Source organism: Enterobacter sp. AG326 (assembly GCF_004362415.1).
Classification (GTDB): Bacteria; Pseudomonadota; Gammaproteobacteria; order Enterobacterales; family Enterobacteriaceae; genus Enterobacter; species Enterobacter asburiae.
The window spans coordinates 93,311-108,397 of the sequence record NZ_SNXG01000007.1; the positions used below are offsets into that span (position 1 = coordinate 93,311).

Below are 15,087 nucleotides of genomic sequence, written 5' to 3' on the forward strand. Positions count from 1 at the left end.
CTCAACTCCATACACTTACTTATTTACTATTACGCCGACTGCCAGCACCCAATCCAGAAAACGGAACAGCAGCTCCAGCTGCGTGCCGTGCTTCTTCTCGAACGCCGCTACATCGGCATGAAGCTCGTCGTGACACTCTCTGCACAGAGGGAACACGAAGAGATCGTGGGCCTTGGTGGCGGTACCGCCCATTCCATTCCCGATTATGTGGTGGGGATCGTCAGCAGGTCTTCTGCAACCAGAGCAGGGCTGAGCTTTAACCCACCGGGTGTAGTCCTCACAGGTCCAGCGCCGACGCTTTGGCCGGAGCATAAAAGATTCAGGCGACTCTGGATCCGCGCGCAGCGCTAATATCTGCGGCTGCTGTTCCTGCTGTTTTGCTTCCAGCCTGCATCTTTTAAATGCCCCTGCAGTTTTGAGCCTCCCCTGCAGGGCAACGGTTGGCCTGTTGTCTGCGGCAATAATGCTGCTTTCTTTGTAGACGGTAGGAAATGGCTCATACGGTAGCTTAAGTGCTCTGGCGGCAAGACCTTCCGGAATTGCATCTGCTACGCCGGCATACACGGCCCACCAGCACAGTTCTGCAATAGACAGCTCACGATCTTTACCAGCCCGTAGCGACATCAATATCGAATCAACAACCCACTCAACGACGTTCTTACGCGCCAGTGCCGACAGCCGTTCTGTAGACTGATCCCGCAACTCATTATCACAATGCCAACACAGCAGAATCGCGCCAGGCTGATACGGCATTGTGACCAGTTCATCATGGTGATAATCGGAGTGTGGCCACTGGCAATGCTTAAACCTGTGCAATAGCCACGCCTCCTGCGCCGCCGGGCCACCAGCAGCTTTAATAACGCGCTCATCAGTAAAAAAAGACTCGAGGGATTTATCTTCTGCCAGAGGTTGTCGCGCATCTGGCACCCTGCCCGAAGGCAGGTGTGACATTGATTTTGGCTCTGGCTCGATCAGAATACGCCCCTGGTGAAAGAGGCTCATCAGCTCACTACCTGGCTTCAGTAAGACAACGCCCAGACCGCGGGCGATGTCCGGCTTGAGTAACGCCTTCACGCCACCTCCCGCTGTTGCTCTGAGCAAATTTCAGGAAGATTTGCCCGCACCAGCGCCTCAGCAAAAGGCGGAGGTACTGCATTACCGCAACGGGCAACCTGCTTGTCTTTTGCATAGCGTTTGCCGCGATAATCCTGATCGATGATGTAGCCTGCCGGGAATCCCTGAGCCCGATAAAGCTCATGTGGCTGTAACATTCTCATGCCGATATCGACAATCTGGTAGTCGGCACCATCAACCGTTACCAGCCCAAAACGATCATTGGTTGTGACAGTACCCAGTGGTTCATCCAGTGATACGCCGCTTTTTTCATTGCCGTAGTACTTCATCAGAAAGGCGCGAACCTCTCCGATATGTTGGCCGCCGGCGGTAACTGTAGGCATGGGCTGATCCACTTTCCGACCGTCTTTGCAGGTACCACGCAGGTGAACCAGATGCGAGGTCACAACAGCATGGTGATCAGTGGTCGTTACGGTATGCGCTGGTGCATCCATAGCGGCACCTGGCCCCGCATAATTACCGCCGAAGTGCTTCGCCAGAAAGGTTGTCACCAGCTGCGACTTTCCACCGCCGCTAGCGGTTACCGTTCCATTGGGTTCATCAGCACCGTGTCCGGTACTGTTCCCAAACTGACGGGCTATCATCGGTGCCACCAGGCAGGCGCGAGATTCTTTCAACACGGTGTGGGCTGGCTTATTTATCGCCCGAGGTTTCGCCTGATATTCGCTACCACCATTACCGGCAATAAACGGGGTAACGACAGCGTATCCGTGGGTCTTGGTAATAGTCTGCAGCGGACTATCAATATCCTGCCCACGAAAACAGTCATATGCCGTGCGACTGCTGGTGTGATTGCACTTCACAATAAACGGAGTCGGATTGTTCAGCACAAACCGCTCAATACCACGCGCGATGCGTTTGAGCGTATTTTCCGCCAATGGCTTTTTGCGGTCAAAGATGGACAGAGCCGGGATATTCCAGTCAATGCACTCCGCAGCAGTTCGCCATGGCGCCAGCTTGCCGCTCTCTACCTCCAGTGATTTCGGATCACCATGGGTCGCATCAGGCCAATGAATCTGGCGGCCGTCACAGCGCATGACCATGAAGAAACGCTTTCTGATCGTCGGCGCGCCGTAGTCACAAGCGCGCAGCTCACGATAATCGACCTCATAGCCAAGCCCGGCGATCAGCTGTTGCGCCTGCTGGCCGTGCGGATCAATGGCAAGAAATTCACAAACCTCAGCCAGTGCTGGGTGATTCGCCGCGATCCCCGTCGACAGCATGCCGACAAATGCCTCGAATGTTTCACCTGCACGCTCAGGATCCGGGCGTAATTCTTCATCCAGCAGCGGGCCCCATGTCTTAAATTCTTCGACGTTCTCCAGCATCATGACGCGGGGACGAACTGCCATCGCCCAGCGCAGGACTATCCACGCCAGCCCGCGAATTTCTTTCTTAACCGGCTTCGCGCCCTTCGCTTTGGAGAAGTGGCGGCAGTCAGGGCTAAACCAAGCCAGGCCGACAGGTTTACCGCTGGTGGCTGCGATTGGATCAACGTCAAACACTGACTCGCAATAATGCAGCGTGTCCGGATGATTTGTTTTATGCATCGCAATAGCGTTTTCGTCGTGGTTGATAGCGATATCCACGCTACGCCCGATCGCCAGCTCAATTCCGGTACTCGCACCGCCGCCGCCAGCAAAGTTATCAACGATAATTTCACGCATTGACGGCCCCCTGCATGCTATTGACCAGACCACCAGCGACAGTGATTATTTCGCTGGTGGGCATACGCTCAAGCCAGAGCTGATTGATGTTCGCTTTAAGCTTGTTCTGCTGGTTTAACTCCAGAGAATCTGCGCCTTCAACCTGATTAAATACCAGGCCAACTTCAAGCGGCCAGATGCGCGACTCAACCTCAGGCGTTTCAATTGGAGCAGTCATCACCTTTTCCGGCAATGTCGGCAGGGCCATTTTTGCCGCGGCGAATTGAGCCAATGACAATGCAGCCCGCCCTTTTTCTTCCAGTTCGGTGCGATTGATATAGCTGAAGCTTTCACCGCGCCACGTTTTGTCGAAGACTGCGATAGCCCCGGCAAAAAAAGCGCTGGTGGGCTGTTGTTTCTCGTCAGCGGGAACAAACCAAACAGGAAGATCAAACCCAATACGACCACGAATAAACATGATGTGATCGGCATCTTCCGGCCACCATGTTTCGCTTGTTGCTGACTTCACGAGGTATATGTAACGACCACCTTTATCACGCATCGCCATCGTGTGATTCATGATGTGGGTCATCCCGGTGATCGCCTGCTTTTCGTGGTACTGAGAGCGGCTGTAAGGCGGGTTAGCAAACGCGGCGCCACCGAGTTCTGCCAGACGCTCAGACCAATCCTGCGTTAGCGCGTTATCTTCGGCGGTATACCAAGCAGGGCATTTTGCATTGCTGTCGTCTGCGAACAGATCCAGAACCAACGGGCCAAATATCGAATTGATGCCCCAAAACAGTAGATCTGGTGTACGCCACTGATCCCCAACCTCTTTCAATTCGTGCGCTGGTTTTGCGCGGAGTTCAGCCAATGCACGGCAATATTTGTTATCAGTATTCAGGCTCATTGTTTCGCTCCCCTGAAGCCAGTAGGTATGGCTTTGTCCGGCCCACCAAATTTCATCGGATCATGTTTCTTCTCACCCCAGCTTTCACGCGGAGGGCGGCCTTTCTTGTCCCAGCGGATCCCGCTTTGCAGGTAGCCTTCAAACTTTTTCGGGCCAAACAGCGTTTCAGGGCGCATGTACTGGTACTGCTCGTCGTTGCCGTTCCAGTGCTCATGCTTCAGGTCAATAACCAGCTTCAGGTCACTGACGGTATACCCCTCCCGCAGCCGGGCTCGGATATTCTCCAGAGAGGTCTTTGATTTCTGGTACCGAGAGCCACTGACCTGGTTTAAGTGGGTTAACACCAGAATGGCGTTATCGGTGATCACAACCTCAGGGTCGGGTTGCGGCGCAACCGGACAAGAAGGTTTTTTATCTGATGGATCAGTAGTTGATTTTACTGACGGATCCCCGCCAGATTCTGACGGGTCAAACCCGCCCTGATTACCGGATTTTGACGCCTCAAATTTTGATGGGTCAGAATCTGATGCGTCAGAATTTGAGGTGTCAGATTCTGACAGGTGAGAAAGAGCAGCAGCCTGAAGTTTCACGACATTCAGTTGATAGACGTTCGAGGCATTGCGGTTTCCCTGGCGACGCTGTTTGCGTGTTAGCCAGCCTTCTTTCTCAAGCTTCGCTATCGCCGTCCTGACAGTACTTTCCCCTGCTCCAATCTGGCGGGCAATTGTCGCTATAGATGGCCAGCACACCCCCTCATCGCTGCTGAAATCAGCCAGGCGCGCCATAATAACCACGCTGGACAGCTTCATTCCTGCGGCAGCACAACCATCCCAGACGTAGGAGGATAATTTCACACTCACTTGTCGATCCTCCTGAATCGGGAACGGAAGATCAGCAACGGTGCCGCGCACTCCCACTCATAACCAGGGCGGCGGTAGATTACGCGCTGGCTGTCTGGCTCGTATCTGATAACGTTGACGATGATGCCGTGGTGATCGCGGTAAAGCCGATCGAGAATTTGATGATTGTTGCTCATATCACCCTCCCATCAGCTCTGAGGCGTAGCGCTGAGCGATCCACTCAACACCACGAGGTGTGACACGTGTCTGGGTGTAGGCATGGCCGAAGTCAGAAGTGCCCGTTTTGACAGTGAATAGTCCTTCGCGCTGGCGAAGTGCATGTGGCAGGAGATTGCCGGACTGGCGGAACAGCACCTTGTCTCGCAGGAGAGCGTCGATCATTGCCTTTTCAGGCATGTTCAGGATTTTCGCTGTTTCGCGCAGGCTTTTGGCACCACCGGCTTCAACATAGTGTTCGACGAAAGCTACCTTCGGCGCGTCCTGCTGTACCTTATGCGCCAGCTGCGCATTTTGTTCAGCCATATCAGCAGCCAGGCGGAGAGCTTCAGGCAGGGTCTGAGGAACTGACGGTGCCCCACCCTCAAGCTCACGCAGGCGACGGATGATCTTCATACGCAAAGGAGCGCTATAACCTGCAACGAGGCATTCGGTATGCTCGCGGTCTAAGCGATACTCGCGGTAAGTTTGTCCATTTTGGGGGTGTACGAAGTTTTGCGCATACCCTCTTACATCCTCTCCCAGTTGTTCAAACATTCGTTCAATGTCGCGAATCACATCTGAGTGACGCTTTTCTGTCAGCCTGGCGATCTCACGGCTTCCCATGGTCATAGGGCTGGAGCTAAAAACTGGTAGTGACGCCGGCGCGCCTGTTTGGTTCATTTGCCGTACCATGCCGCAGCCCTCCGGTTGAATACCCCCACAATGAGAGCCGCGCGACTGTGGTTACATGCAACCCAGCGCCCTGCTACCATTCGCTCATACCTGAACAACGGCGCGTCCGGGAGCGGAAACGACCGAAGTTGCGGTAAACGAGGAATTGCTGTTAAATTGCTCATGCGGATTTCTCCATACACATAGATTTATCTGCCACGACGCCCGGAGCTGCACACTCGCGGGCGTCACTCTTTTCTGGTGCGCAAAACACACGGAAAAGCAGCGTCAAATGCTCTTGCCATTTCGTCATAACCTGGTAACTGTTCTCCTCTATCTGTGCTCGTTCTGTCGCATCGATGATGCCGTCTGCCGTCGCTTTACGGATGTAATGCGAGTGCTTGCCGATCCACTCAATGGATTCCATTAACCGCTGGTGAATATCACCGTTATCAATCTCTTCCACTTCTGCCAGCGGCACGAATACACCGTGCGAATGCCGTGCTACTGCGTCAGCGATATGGTTCGATCCACCAGCACTCTGCAGCACCATCGCCCACCCAAGTGGGAAAATTTGATCCCCTTCAGTACGCAGACGATTGAACAATGCGTTTTCAGTGACTCCCAGCCATTCCGCCGCTTCGCCATATCCACCAGGAAGCTCAGTGATGGTCTTTTTGATAGCGGCTACCAGCCAGGACGGTTGCTTATCTACTTTCCATTCAGGTTCTATACCCACGGTTAACCCCTTACTCCTGTGGTACTAAAACAGGAATACCCTGTTACTGTTTCGGATAAATATCCGGCCGAAGATCGGATTTGGTGATAGCCCGAGCAGTGGCTGACTCCAACTTCTTAGCCAATGAGAAACCCGCTTTTTTGTACCCGTTGAACACCAAACGCAGGTAGCCGGGAGTAGAACCAACACTACCTGCCAACTTGCACTGCTGCTCTTTAGTTAAAGAGTCCCAATACTCTTTCATAATATGTACCTCCTGTGTACATATTACACGAATAAAATGAACCAGCAAGGTACTTGTACCTTTACGGTACAAGTTGTGTAATTTCAGAATGAAAACTATCCAAGAGATACGGCGCTTAAACGCTAGAAAATTGCGGGATGGTGTTGGTGGAAATTCGTACTTCGCCAACATGATTGATCGCGAACCGACCCAAACGAGTAGGTTTATGGGAGAAGGTGCTACCAAAAATATTGGTGACGCAATGGCACGGCATATCGAGAAATGTTTCGATCTCCCGCAAGGATGGCTAGATAAGGAACATCAAACTACTAATGTTGCAAAAAATCCTGATGTTTCCGACACTAATAGAAATATTACTATGGTTCCGGTTATATCCTGGGTGCAGGCAGGAGCATGGACCGAAGTTGGCTATGCTGAGGTAGATTTGAATAGTACTGAAACTTATCCTTGCCCTGTTCCTTGTGGCCCGATGACATATATTCTCAGGGTTATCGGCGATTCGATGATCTCTGAATATCGGCCAGGCGATATGATTTTTGTTGATCCAGAAGTTGCAGCCGTTCATGGCGACGACGTGATCGCTTTGATGCATGAGTCGGGAGAGACAACTTTCAAGCGTCTGATTGAAGATGGGGGTCAAAAGTTTCTTAAGGCTCTAAATCCGAACTGGCCAGAGCCTTACGTCAAAATCAATGGTAACTGCTCAATAATAGGGACCGTTATATTTTCCGGAAAACCAAGAAGATACAGAACAAAACCTTAATGGTTTCCTAATGAACCTGCCTCGGCAGGTTTTTTTATACTTGACAATGTACCCTTGAGGTACATAATGTACCAACAAGAAACAGCGAACAGGCAGGATGCCCACGAAGTAGCCGCCCGGGGCAGATGAAGACCGGGATGATTCGCTGGAAGGTGTCTTCGGGAGGGGTAACAGAGGCGCGGCCTGATTAACCGCAACTCGTAGTCAAATTCCTATAGCTGGTGGCGATACCCAAGCCAGGAATACCGAATACCAGCAGGAGTGTTAGGGATCAGGGCTAATCACCCCCCTTAGCACCCCGCCCGAAGACACTTAGGCGTGAAGCATACCGTACTGGAGAAGTCCGATGGATAAGAAGTTAGAAGCGCTTTTCGAAAAGATTGCGCGTCTGGAGCTGGCAGCCAAACGAGGGTTGCAGATCAACGAAGAGATTAAGCCTCAATTAATACAAGGCCAGGTGATCTCCGTTGAATACTGCAACGCGACGTTAAAGCACTGTGCTCTTTTTCGTCGGTGGATTAACGAGTGCCTCGGATCATGAGAATTGATTGCTGTTCAGACATGCCGTAGCCCTGAACAAACACTTCAATTTCTTCTTCCTCAGTCTCGTTAGTGAAAGTTTCGCCACCGAGATTGTGGAGTTCACCGGATATGACGTGCCCCTTCTCGACGTCATACCCACCGAGCAGCTCAGCGACCGTGAATTCTCCGATTTGGTCACGGATAACGATGTAACCAATGCGGTGCTCATGATGTACGACGACTCCGCGCATGAAAGTTTCCTTCTGGCTGTGTGAGAGCGACCAGAGTACCACCGAGCCTGAAGTGGTGAAAAGACAGGCGCACAACATGAAAGCGCACTCCATCAACTATCGGTTGTGGATGACAGGTAAGCAAAGAGGCGGAGTGCGCTTCCAGTTGTGGTAATGCGGCTCTGCGCACGTGACGAGGCCAATAAGTTTATTTCAACTTTGAAATGAATACGTTTCTTAAGGTGTAGCGTCGCTGGTTTTGGCCGGGCCGGCAGGTGGAGGCACCACCGCCACAACATATGAATTGCTGTGTGTAGTCTTGGCGGTACCAGAACCAACCTTAGAAGTCCCTGGTACTGCCCTTTTTACACAACAGACAAGGGCATTACCGGGTGACGGGCTCATAACCCAATCCACCCGGGCGCGAGGAAAGTGGCCTGTCTACCCATGATAATCGCGCAGGTGTCCTTCTCTGTTGTGTATGGAGTAGTTTCACTGGCGGTTGCAGCCGCCTTTCATGAGGGTAAAACCATGAGTAATGACCGCATGACCGTAGTGCCCGACTTTCTGGGCGAGCTGGATGCCGGAGTGTTCATGAACAAAATCGCAGCGGCGCTCAACACCACCGCTCTCGGCGTTCTGAACAACGGCAATAAAGGCAAAGTAGTCCTCACCTTTGATTTTGAGCGTATGGGTAATTCCGTTGAAGAGAAGCGCGTCAAGATCAAGCACAAGCTGAACTACAGCACCCCGACCCCGCGCGGTAAAGCCTCCGAAGAAGACACCACCGAAACACCGATGTGGGTCAATAAAGGCGGCAAGCTAACCATCCTCCAGGAGGATCAGGGTCAGCTGTTCAGCATCAACGGTGGCACTGACGGAAAGCTTAAAGCGGCTCAGTGAACCGCCTCGACCAATTCACTGTAACCACTTCAATCATTTGTTAATAAGGATTTTTTATGCCTCAGTTAGACAGCGGTACCTTTCAGCAGGTCAAAGACCTGGTTTTGTCCGGCTATCATCTGAATGATATCCATGGTCTGGCTTGCCCGACTGCATTGCTTCCGGACGGCACAAATGTCGAAAGCCTTGAGCGCTTCTCTTTGGAGCGCTTCCGCTTCCGTGGTGCCATGGGCACAACCAGCATTGAAGACTTTGTCCGTTACTCAAAGGGATACGCCAGCGCAACCGAGAAAGCTCGCTGTTTTATCGATGCTGACAATATGACCGCCCGTTCCATCTTCAATATCGGCACGCTGGATAATCCTGGTCATGCGGACAACATTGCTTCGATCAGCCTGAAACAAACCGCTCCGTTCCGTGCACTTCTGCAGATCAACGGTCAGCGACTGAAACAGAAGCAGATCGCTGAATGGCTGGAAGACTGGAGCGATTACCTTTTGGCGTTCGATGCGGAAGGCGGAGCCATGCAAATTTCCCAGGCTGCTCAGGCGGTCCGTCGTATCACTATCCAGCAGGCAACGCAGCAGGATCACGAAGACGGTGATTTCAGCGGTAAAAAATCCCTCATGCAGAGTGTTGAAGCCAGTAGCAAAGACGTTATGCCAGTGGCGTTTGAATTTAAATGCGTACCGTATGAAGGTCTTGGTGAACGCCGTTTCAGCCTGCGTAACAGCTTACTGACAAACGATGAACCATGTTTTGTTCTGCGCATTGTCCAGCTTGAAGCGCAGGAAGAAGCTATTGCCAATGAGTTCCGTGATCTGCTGATCGAGAAATTCGACGGCGACACAGTTGAAACCTTCATCGGTAACTTTAAAGCGTAATTGCTCAGCCTTAATAACCCCGGCAACGGGGTTATTAGTGAAGCGTAATTCCTTTAAATATCGCCATCCGGCGAGGGATTCGTACAACCAAAAATCGCCGCAGGTGCAGCTGCAAAAAATGGAGAAGATTCGATTATGAGTTATATACAAACACTTTCCGGCAAAAAGTTTAATTTCATTAACCCAACTGCCGCCGACGTTGATATTGAAGATATCGCAAACGCTCTATCCAACATTTGTCGCTTTGCTGGCCATCTTCCAGAGTTCTACAGCGTTGCCCAGCATTCTGTCTTAGCGAGCCAAATTGTACCGCCTGAGTTTGCATTTGAAGCCCTGATGCATGATGCAGCTGAAGCGTATTGCCAGGATGTACCGGCACCGCTTAAAGCCCTGCTTCCTGATTATCGCCGTATTGAAGCCCGCGTTGATGGTCTGATTCGTACTGTCTTTGGATTACCGGCAGAAATGTCGCCTGTTGTGAAGTATGCAGACCTCACAATGTTAGCGACCGAACGCCGCGATCTGGAGATTGACGACGGCACCGAATGGCCGTGCCTCAAAGGAATCCCCACCAGCGATATTATCCAGGTCATTCCTCTTCGCCCTGGTCAGGCTTACGGACTGTTCATGACCCGCTTTAACGAACTGATGGAGCTGCGCGCATGCAACAACATATGAAAGTAAAAGAATTGGTCACAGCGGCACACATAGCAGCGTCAGACCTTCCACCAGCAGAGGCACAGTTAATGCGTGAAGTCGCCACCAGACTGGATGTGACCTTTGTTGCCCTAAGTGAAGCTCTGGATCAGCGCGTCACCCTTATGGCAGAGAACGAAATTTTACGCGGGGATAAATCGCAATGAACGAACAAATTAAAGTTAAACACCTCCATTTCTACGGTGCCAGCGATGATCTGCTGGAATGCGGAGGTGCGATCCGCGAGGAGATTGGTTGCTACAACTCTCCAGGCATCTATCACATCAAATCCGCCGAGGGTGAAATGCAGGTTGTCGGTTATTACCTCGACTCCGGGCTGTGGAGCATCGGCATCAGTCAGGTTGCCGAAGATACGCCGCTGCCAGCGTGGCCCGTCACTTACGCCATGCATGAGCGTGGTTACAGTGTCCAGCTCACCATCACTGTGCCGGACGACACCATCCTGGTCTTGCCAGAGGAAGAAGAGTGATGACCACCAGCGAACTTAACAAAGAACGCCTTCAGACAATCGCATCATGGCGCGCCAAATACAGCACGGGGCACAATGTTGTGCTTCCTGCTGAAGAGGCTGAAATGATGGCCCGTGCGTTACTGGCTGTCATGGAGCAGGAACCATTTGGTTTTGTTACTAAAAGATGCGCCGAACACATGCATGATAACGATCACGATGAAAATAACTGGATGTGGTCTATTTCAGCAGTAGTCATTGGATGTGATCCAAAGCTCAAGCACGAGGTGCCAGTTTACCTCTACCCTGCGACATCAATCCGTCTGCTGGCGGCCAAGTGGAGGGGAAGTAGATGAAGATTCGCTGCCTTTTCAGGCTTCACAAATGGGTTTTGTTCAAGAAAGAGCTTCACCCATATCAATCCCTTAACGGGCTGCAGCCAACTATTATTTTCCACTATGGGTGTAATGGCTGCGGCAAGACCAGAACAGAGACCCGTGAAGAGGGTTACTGGCATTCTTTTAAACCATCAGATTTGGAGCACATGTAATGAACCACCTTATGATAGACCTCGAAACCATGGGCAATAAGCCTGCTGCGCCAATTGTCGCGATCGGCGCTGTGTTTTTCGACCCGAAAAGCGGTGAGCTGGGCGCCGAGTTCTATGTGCCCGTCAACTTAGCCAGCGCCATGGATCAGGGTGCTACCCCTGACGGTGACACGATCCTGTGGTGGCTGAAGCAATCAGCGGAGGCTCGCGCTGCTATTTGTACCGACGATACGAGAAGCATTACCTTTGCTCTCTCCGAGTTGAGCTCGTTTATCAGCCGTAACTCCGACAACCCGCGCAACCTGAAAGTCTGGGGCAATGGTGCCAATTTCGACAACGTGATTTTGCGTTCAGCCTACGAACGCGCCGGCCATACATGCCCGTGGCAATTCTGGAACGACAGCGACGTACGCACCATGGTGCTTCTTGGCAAACAGGTTGGTTTCGACCCCAAGCGCAATATGCCATTTGATGGCGTAGCCCACAATGCACTAGCCGATGCCCGCCACCAGGCAAAATATGTGTCAGCAATTTGGCAGCGCCTGCTGCCCACCAGCACTGAAGAATAACCTAAACGCCCGGGTGCAGCCGGGCTATGGAGAATCCATGAATACTCTTTTTTTTCTTATGGCTGAGTTCAACACCCCAAACATTGAACTTTCAGTGGTATGTCAGAAGTATTTCGGCATGAGCCCGGCGACAGCAGAGGCAAAAGCCAATGCGTGTCTGTTGCCTATCCCAACCTATCGCGTAGGAACCTCTCAGAAAGCAAAGCGCTGTATCAATATTCAGGATCTTGCTGAGTATATCGACAAGAGAAGGGAAGAAGGACGAGTTGAGTGGGAGAGAGTTAGAACAGATAAACCGAAAAATAGTTAAAATGGAAAAGATAACAAACCCGCCGAAAGCGGGTTTATTCATATTCCTGAAGCGCAGATAGGATCGCTTTTTTGTGACGCGTAACCATAGTTTTAGAAGCATTAACTGCATTTCGAACCTGTTGCATGCAAGAGTCAGTAATTCGCCCCTTCAAAATCCCACCATAATCTGTGGATATTTGCTCTTTTATAACTTCCAGATCGAACGCTGCGTGCGCCTGAATGCAATTCACAAAGGAATCCCAGTCAAGGAAATCATGATCTTTTTGGTTAACAGCAACCTGACACGCCATCAATGACGCATTTTTCTGGATGAATGGGTTAACTTCAGAGTTTATCAAGAGAACTAGAAGAGGCTCACAGCAAACCACTACCATAAACTTCACTTTGGGAGGGGTAGTAAACTCGCAGTGAAGATACAAAACATCGCCAGGTGATATGCCTCTTTCTCGACTAAAACTAGCCATAAATTCAGGAGGAAAGCTATCACCCAGCATAAGTATCAATATCCGTTATGAAGATAATCCAAAATCATTTCGCTATTTTGAAGCTGGCCGATGATGGATTCAAGTGGCATCTCACCATTTCTATCAGCAGATTCCCATGCAGCATCATGGCTCATGTTTTTGATATCTTCGAAAGACATTTCACCGAGCATCTCGATTGACTTGTCGATACACTCTAAATCGGACTCACTCAGAAAATCTACATCTGGTTGACGACGAGGAACCACATTCATACCTGCGATACAGAATGCCTTACGTACTGAGTCAGTATCACATCCGTTTGGAATGTAGCGGCCGTCACCTCTGGCGATCTTAATGATGTCGTATGTATTACTGGCGACCGGGCCATCTTTCATGGCGTTATACTGATCGCCAGTGATGAGACGACCAAACGCCTCCAGATGGAACCGGTCCGCATAATACAAAATCTTACCAACATGGTAGATGTCAGGAATTGGTGCTTTAGAGGCGACGTACAGAATGGCCTCTAAAGCCTTTTCTGAATCGAATCTAATAGTTAGCATCAAGTTATCCTTCATCAAATGTGACTTTAAAACCTAACAACCGCAGTTGTTTTAAGTAATTTTAATACCTGTGGGCATATCCGGTCAATTTAATACCTGGGCAAATGATGCTCAATGAATAGATATGAATAGAAAAGTTACGACAACAGGTTCCCAATAGAACCCCGTGACACACAAAACCCACCTATTTTACTGAACTATCCGTCCTATCGAGCATCGGCGCAATGGAGAAACGGTGTGCAGGGAAAGCGGTCTGTAATTCTGACGACATGGCGAAGTTTTAAGCATCTGGTGGAAAAGGGGCGCTACTATAGCACAAAGAAAAGCCGGAGGCGCAGCGCCTCCGGTGGACTTTAGAACGTCATGCTCAGCTGAGCCCCGGCGCCCCAGGTTTCGTCCTCGCCGTACAGGCCCATCAGGTCAACATGAACGGTACTGAACGGCGCGAAGCCGACACCGCCGGTAAAGACATTGCTGTCGTTACCCTTCACGTCCGCGCGATAACCCGCACGTACCGCCAGCCAGCTGAGCGGCGTAACCTCGGCACCGACGCCCACGTACTGCGACGTATCTTCGCTCTTGAAGCCTTTGGTTTCCGTCAGATCGCCATCGGCGGTCAGCGTCACCAGGTCGTTGTGCCAGGCGGCGCCGGCGGTCACCAGCGGACGGATCTGATAGGTGTCTTTATAGCTCACCACTTCTCCCGTACGGCCGTTGCGGATACGGATATCTTTGGTGTCGATATCGCGCGACATCAGGTTTTGGCCGCTCACGCCAACGGTCCAGTGTTCGCCGAAATCAGCCGCAATACCGGCATCGACGTTAAAGCCCGTGTCGTCCGTGCGGTAGCGGCTGTCGTTCCACTTGTTACTGTCGTAATCGTAGATTGACGTGGTGTAGTTATAGACCCAGGTTTTTTGCAGCTTTGGCGTAACCCCTACGGAAACCGGGACGCCGCCGAGGTCAAACTGACGGGCAACGGCAACACCATAGTCGGACACAATCGCTGCCCGGCCAGACGCCGTTGAGTTGAGATTTTTAGTGATCTGATCCGTGCCGTTCAGCGCAGCGTCCAGGGCAACACCGGCAGCCACCACTTTGCTTTGTTGAATACCGCGCAGATAATCAATATCTTGCTGATCGATAGACGAGCTCACCCGGCCATGGGCATAGCCTTTCGCCATAAAGGCCACGGAAAGCACATCGTTAGGGATACTCACGGCAAGCCCTGCACCTGCCGTCGCGCGTGCGGTTTTACCCTTGAGATAGTCCAGCTCATCGGCCAGATCTTTGGCCGCGCCCTGGAACTGATTAATGGAACCTAACGGATTGGTGATAATGTCTCTTGGGGTGAGGTCGTCAACCACATCTTTATAGTGATTGATTTTGTCGTTGATGGTATCTATCTCGTCCTGAAGATTGTCCTCATCCGTCACCTGTACCCCAACGGACGGCAAAATGACCGTCACATCATCGTCCGGTTTTGCCTTTGCCAGCAACGCGGGGTTGATTAACGCCCCGCTACCATAGCTCCCAGCCGCAACGCCGGTACCACCCATTGCGTCACTCCGTGATTCTGTCCAGGTATTGGCTGCTCCCGCCTGATTTGCCATAAACAAGGAAACAGCGATACTAACCACCGAAAATTTAAAATTTTTTTTCACAGTATGCCCGTTATAGTCTGTTATGAAATAACCCCTGTCTGTTATCACCCAAACAGGAACGAACTATTGCTGTGAATAAGTAGTAAAAGACCCGC

General features: G+C 51.3%; 22 protein-coding genes. 10 read left to right on the plus strand and 12 right to left on the minus strand.

Features of this window, described 5'->3' with window-relative positions; all coding sequences use genetic code 11:
* Positions 1 to 15: 15 nt before the first annotated feature.
* The 8 genes from DFO52_RS18735 to DFO52_RS18770 form a co-directional block, all read right to left on the minus strand.
* The gene (locus DFO52_RS18735) at positions 16 to 1,074 is read right to left on the minus strand and encodes a DUF968 domain-containing protein (protein WP_133550960.1); all 1,059 of its coding nucleotides are present in this window, start codon (positions 1,072 to 1,074) and stop codon (positions 16 to 18) included.
* Complete coding sequence (locus DFO52_RS18740) at positions 1,071 to 2,801, minus strand: DNA cytosine methyltransferase (protein WP_133550961.1); 1,731 nt, start codon at positions 2,799 to 2,801, stop codon at positions 1,071 to 1,073. The genes DFO52_RS18735 and DFO52_RS18740 overlap by 4 nt, the downstream gene beginning before the upstream one ends.
* Positions 2,794 to 3,690, minus strand: a complete 897-nt coding sequence (locus DFO52_RS18745; RefSeq protein WP_133550962.1) for a phage N-6-adenine-methyltransferase — start codon at positions 3,688 to 3,690, stop codon at positions 2,794 to 2,796. The genes DFO52_RS18740 and DFO52_RS18745 overlap by 8 nt, the downstream gene beginning before the upstream one ends.
* On the minus strand, positions 3,687 to 4,550 hold the full coding sequence (locus tag DFO52_RS18750; protein ID WP_133550963.1) for a conserved phage C-terminal domain-containing protein: 864 nt from the start codon (positions 4,548 to 4,550) through the stop codon (positions 3,687 to 3,689). Before DFO52_RS18750 ends, DFO52_RS18745 begins: the two co-directional genes overlap by 4 nt.
* The gene (locus DFO52_RS18755) at positions 4,547 to 4,726 is read right to left on the minus strand and encodes a DUF4222 domain-containing protein (protein ID WP_133550964.1); all 180 of its coding nucleotides are present in this window, start codon (positions 4,724 to 4,726) and stop codon (positions 4,547 to 4,549) included. Before DFO52_RS18755 ends, DFO52_RS18750 begins: the two co-directional genes overlap by 4 nt.
* Position 4,727: 1 nt before the next feature.
* A complete protein-coding gene (locus DFO52_RS18760) occupies positions 4,728 to 5,429 on the minus strand; it encodes a phage regulatory protein/antirepressor Ant (RefSeq protein WP_206689408.1) in 702 nt (233 codons plus the stop codon).
* 172 nt (positions 5,430 to 5,601) lie between these two features.
* Positions 5,602 to 6,159: a YmfL family putative regulatory protein gene (locus DFO52_RS18765; protein WP_063928736.1), complete on the minus strand. Its 558-nt coding sequence runs from the start codon at positions 6,157 to 6,159 to the stop codon at positions 5,602 to 5,604.
* 43 nt (positions 6,160 to 6,202) lie between these two features.
* Positions 6,203 to 6,403 (minus strand): YdaS family helix-turn-helix protein, encoded by a 201-nt coding sequence (locus DFO52_RS18770; protein WP_133550965.1) that lies wholly within the window; start codon positions 6,401 to 6,403, stop codon positions 6,203 to 6,205.
* An 88-nt stretch (positions 6,404 to 6,491) separates the two neighbouring features.
* Between DFO52_RS18770 and DFO52_RS18775 the strand changes: the two genes are divergently transcribed.
* Positions 6,492 to 7,166: a LexA family transcriptional regulator gene (locus DFO52_RS18775; protein WP_133550966.1), complete on the plus strand. Its 675-nt coding sequence runs from the start codon at positions 6,492 to 6,494 to the stop codon at positions 7,164 to 7,166.
* Between the two features lie 346 nt (positions 7,167 to 7,512).
* Complete coding sequence (locus tag DFO52_RS18785; protein WP_133550967.1) at positions 7,513 to 7,707, plus strand: hypothetical protein; 195 nt, start codon at positions 7,513 to 7,515, stop codon at positions 7,705 to 7,707.
* On the opposite strand, the gene DFO52_RS18790 is transcribed toward DFO52_RS18785, so the two are convergent.
* Positions 7,685 to 7,939: a hypothetical protein gene (locus DFO52_RS18790; protein ID WP_133550968.1), complete on the minus strand. Its 255-nt coding sequence runs from the start codon at positions 7,937 to 7,939 to the stop codon at positions 7,685 to 7,687. The two genes, DFO52_RS18785 and DFO52_RS18790, sit on opposite strands and share 23 nt — an antisense overlap.
* 510 nt (positions 7,940 to 8,449) lie before the next feature.
* On the opposite strand from DFO52_RS18790, the gene DFO52_RS18795 reads away from it, so the two are divergent.
* From DFO52_RS18795 to DFO52_RS18830, 8 genes are all read left to right on the plus strand, one after another.
* A complete protein-coding gene (locus DFO52_RS18795; RefSeq protein ID WP_032634314.1) occupies positions 8,450 to 8,821 on the plus strand; it encodes a hypothetical protein in 372 nt (123 codons plus the stop codon).
* 56 nt (positions 8,822 to 8,877) lie between these two features.
* On the plus strand, positions 8,878 to 9,705 hold the full coding sequence (locus tag DFO52_RS18800; RefSeq protein WP_059446196.1) for a DUF2303 family protein: 828 nt from the start codon (positions 8,878 to 8,880) through the stop codon (positions 9,703 to 9,705).
* Between the two features lie 135 nt (positions 9,706 to 9,840).
* Complete coding sequence (locus DFO52_RS18805; RefSeq protein WP_133550969.1) at positions 9,841 to 10,383, plus strand: HD family hydrolase; 543 nt, start codon at positions 9,841 to 9,843, stop codon at positions 10,381 to 10,383.
* Positions 10,368 to 10,568: a hypothetical protein gene (locus DFO52_RS18810; protein WP_133550970.1), complete on the plus strand. Its 201-nt coding sequence runs from the start codon at positions 10,368 to 10,370 to the stop codon at positions 10,566 to 10,568. Before DFO52_RS18805 ends, DFO52_RS18810 begins: the two co-directional genes overlap by 16 nt.
* The gene (locus tag DFO52_RS18815; protein WP_133550971.1) at positions 10,565 to 10,891 is read left to right on the plus strand and encodes a hypothetical protein; all 327 of its coding nucleotides are present in this window, start codon (positions 10,565 to 10,567) and stop codon (positions 10,889 to 10,891) included. The genes DFO52_RS18810 and DFO52_RS18815 overlap by 4 nt, the downstream gene beginning before the upstream one ends.
* Positions 10,891 to 11,226, plus strand: coding sequence for a hypothetical protein (locus tag DFO52_RS18820; RefSeq protein ID WP_133550972.1), 336 nt, complete (start codon positions 10,891 to 10,893; stop codon positions 11,224 to 11,226). The genes DFO52_RS18815 and DFO52_RS18820 overlap by 1 nt, the downstream gene beginning before the upstream one ends.
* 193 nt (positions 11,227 to 11,419) lie before the next feature.
* Positions 11,420 to 11,989 carry a 3'-5' exonuclease gene (locus DFO52_RS18825; protein ID WP_133550973.1) on the plus strand — a complete coding sequence of 190 codons (570 nt, stop codon included), beginning with the start codon at positions 11,420 to 11,422 and terminating at the stop codon, positions 11,987 to 11,989.
* A 37-nt stretch (positions 11,990 to 12,026) separates the two neighbouring features.
* Positions 12,027 to 12,299 (plus strand): pyocin activator PrtN family protein, encoded by a 273-nt coding sequence (locus DFO52_RS18830; protein WP_032620635.1) that lies wholly within the window; start codon positions 12,027 to 12,029, stop codon positions 12,297 to 12,299.
* A 34-nt stretch (positions 12,300 to 12,333) separates the two neighbouring features.
* Here the strand turns inward: DFO52_RS18830 and DFO52_RS18835 are convergent, their stop codons facing one another.
* The 3 genes from DFO52_RS18835 to DFO52_RS18845 all read right to left on the minus strand — a co-directional run bounded on the left by DFO52_RS18835 (position 12,334) and on the right by DFO52_RS18845 (position 14,992).
* Positions 12,334 to 12,795, minus strand: a complete 462-nt coding sequence (locus DFO52_RS18835) for a hypothetical protein (protein ID WP_133550974.1) — start codon at positions 12,793 to 12,795, stop codon at positions 12,334 to 12,336.
* A 5-nt stretch (positions 12,796 to 12,800) separates the two neighbouring features.
* Positions 12,801 to 13,328 (minus strand): Panacea domain-containing protein, encoded by a 528-nt coding sequence (locus DFO52_RS18840; RefSeq protein WP_227760428.1) that lies wholly within the window; start codon positions 13,326 to 13,328, stop codon positions 12,801 to 12,803.
* Between the two features lie 353 nt (positions 13,329 to 13,681).
* Positions 13,682 to 14,992: a conjugal transfer protein TraF gene (locus DFO52_RS18845; protein ID WP_047646892.1), complete on the minus strand. Its 1,311-nt coding sequence runs from the start codon at positions 14,990 to 14,992 to the stop codon at positions 13,682 to 13,684.
* Between the last annotated feature and the right edge of the window lie 95 nt (positions 14,993 to 15,087).

Excerpts from the sequence above, each read along its gene's own strand:
- DFO52_RS18775 (WP_133550966.1), top strand. The coding sequence starts at position 6,492 with ATGAAAACTATCCAAGAGATACGGCGCTTAAACGCTAGAAAATTGCGG.
- DFO52_RS18745 (WP_133550962.1), bottom strand. The coding sequence starts at position 3,690 with ATGAGCCTGAATACTGATAACAAATATTGCCGTGCATTGGCTGAACTC.
- DFO52_RS18810 (WP_133550970.1), top strand. The coding sequence starts at position 10,368 with ATGCAACAACATATGAAAGTAAAAGAATTGGTCACAGCGGCACACATA.
- DFO52_RS18740 (WP_133550961.1), bottom strand. The coding sequence starts at position 2,801 with ATGCGTGAAATTATCGTTGATAACTTTGCTGGCGGCGGCGGTGCGAGT.
- DFO52_RS18815 (WP_133550971.1), top strand. The coding sequence starts at position 10,565 with ATGAACGAACAAATTAAAGTTAAACACCTCCATTTCTACGGTGCCAGC.
- DFO52_RS18795 (WP_032634314.1), top strand. The coding sequence starts at position 8,450 with ATGAGTAATGACCGCATGACCGTAGTGCCCGACTTTCTGGGCGAGCTG.
- DFO52_RS18835 (WP_133550974.1), bottom strand. The coding sequence starts at position 12,795 with ATGCTGGGTGATAGCTTTCCTCCTGAATTTATGGCTAGTTTTAGTCGA.
- DFO52_RS18800 (WP_059446196.1), top strand. The coding sequence starts at position 8,878 with ATGCCTCAGTTAGACAGCGGTACCTTTCAGCAGGTCAAAGACCTGGTT.
- DFO52_RS18820 (WP_133550972.1), top strand. The coding sequence starts at position 10,891 with ATGACCACCAGCGAACTTAACAAAGAACGCCTTCAGACAATCGCATCA.
- DFO52_RS18755 (WP_133550964.1), bottom strand. The coding sequence starts at position 4,726 with ATGAGCAACAATCATCAAATTCTCGATCGGCTTTACCGCGATCACCAC.
- DFO52_RS18840 (WP_227760428.1), bottom strand. The coding sequence starts at position 13,328 with ATGCTAACTATTAGATTCGATTCAGAAAAGGCTTTAGAGGCCATTCTG.
- DFO52_RS18805 (WP_133550969.1), top strand. The coding sequence starts at position 9,841 with ATGAGTTATATACAAACACTTTCCGGCAAAAAGTTTAATTTCATTAAC.
- DFO52_RS18785 (WP_133550967.1), top strand. The coding sequence starts at position 7,513 with ATGGATAAGAAGTTAGAAGCGCTTTTCGAAAAGATTGCGCGTCTGGAG.
- DFO52_RS18830 (WP_032620635.1), top strand. The coding sequence starts at position 12,027 with ATGAATACTCTTTTTTTTCTTATGGCTGAGTTCAACACCCCAAACATT.
- DFO52_RS18825 (WP_133550973.1), top strand. The coding sequence starts at position 11,420 with ATGAACCACCTTATGATAGACCTCGAAACCATGGGCAATAAGCCTGCT.
- DFO52_RS18760 (WP_206689408.1), bottom strand. The coding sequence starts at position 5,429 with ATGAACCAAACAGGCGCGCCGGCGTCACTACCAGTTTTTAGCTCCAGC.
- DFO52_RS18790 (WP_133550968.1), bottom strand. The coding sequence starts at position 7,939 with ATGCGCGGAGTCGTCGTACATCATGAGCACCGCATTGGTTACATCGTT.
- DFO52_RS18770 (WP_133550965.1), bottom strand. The coding sequence starts at position 6,403 with ATGAAAGAGTATTGGGACTCTTTAACTAAAGAGCAGCAGTGCAAGTTG.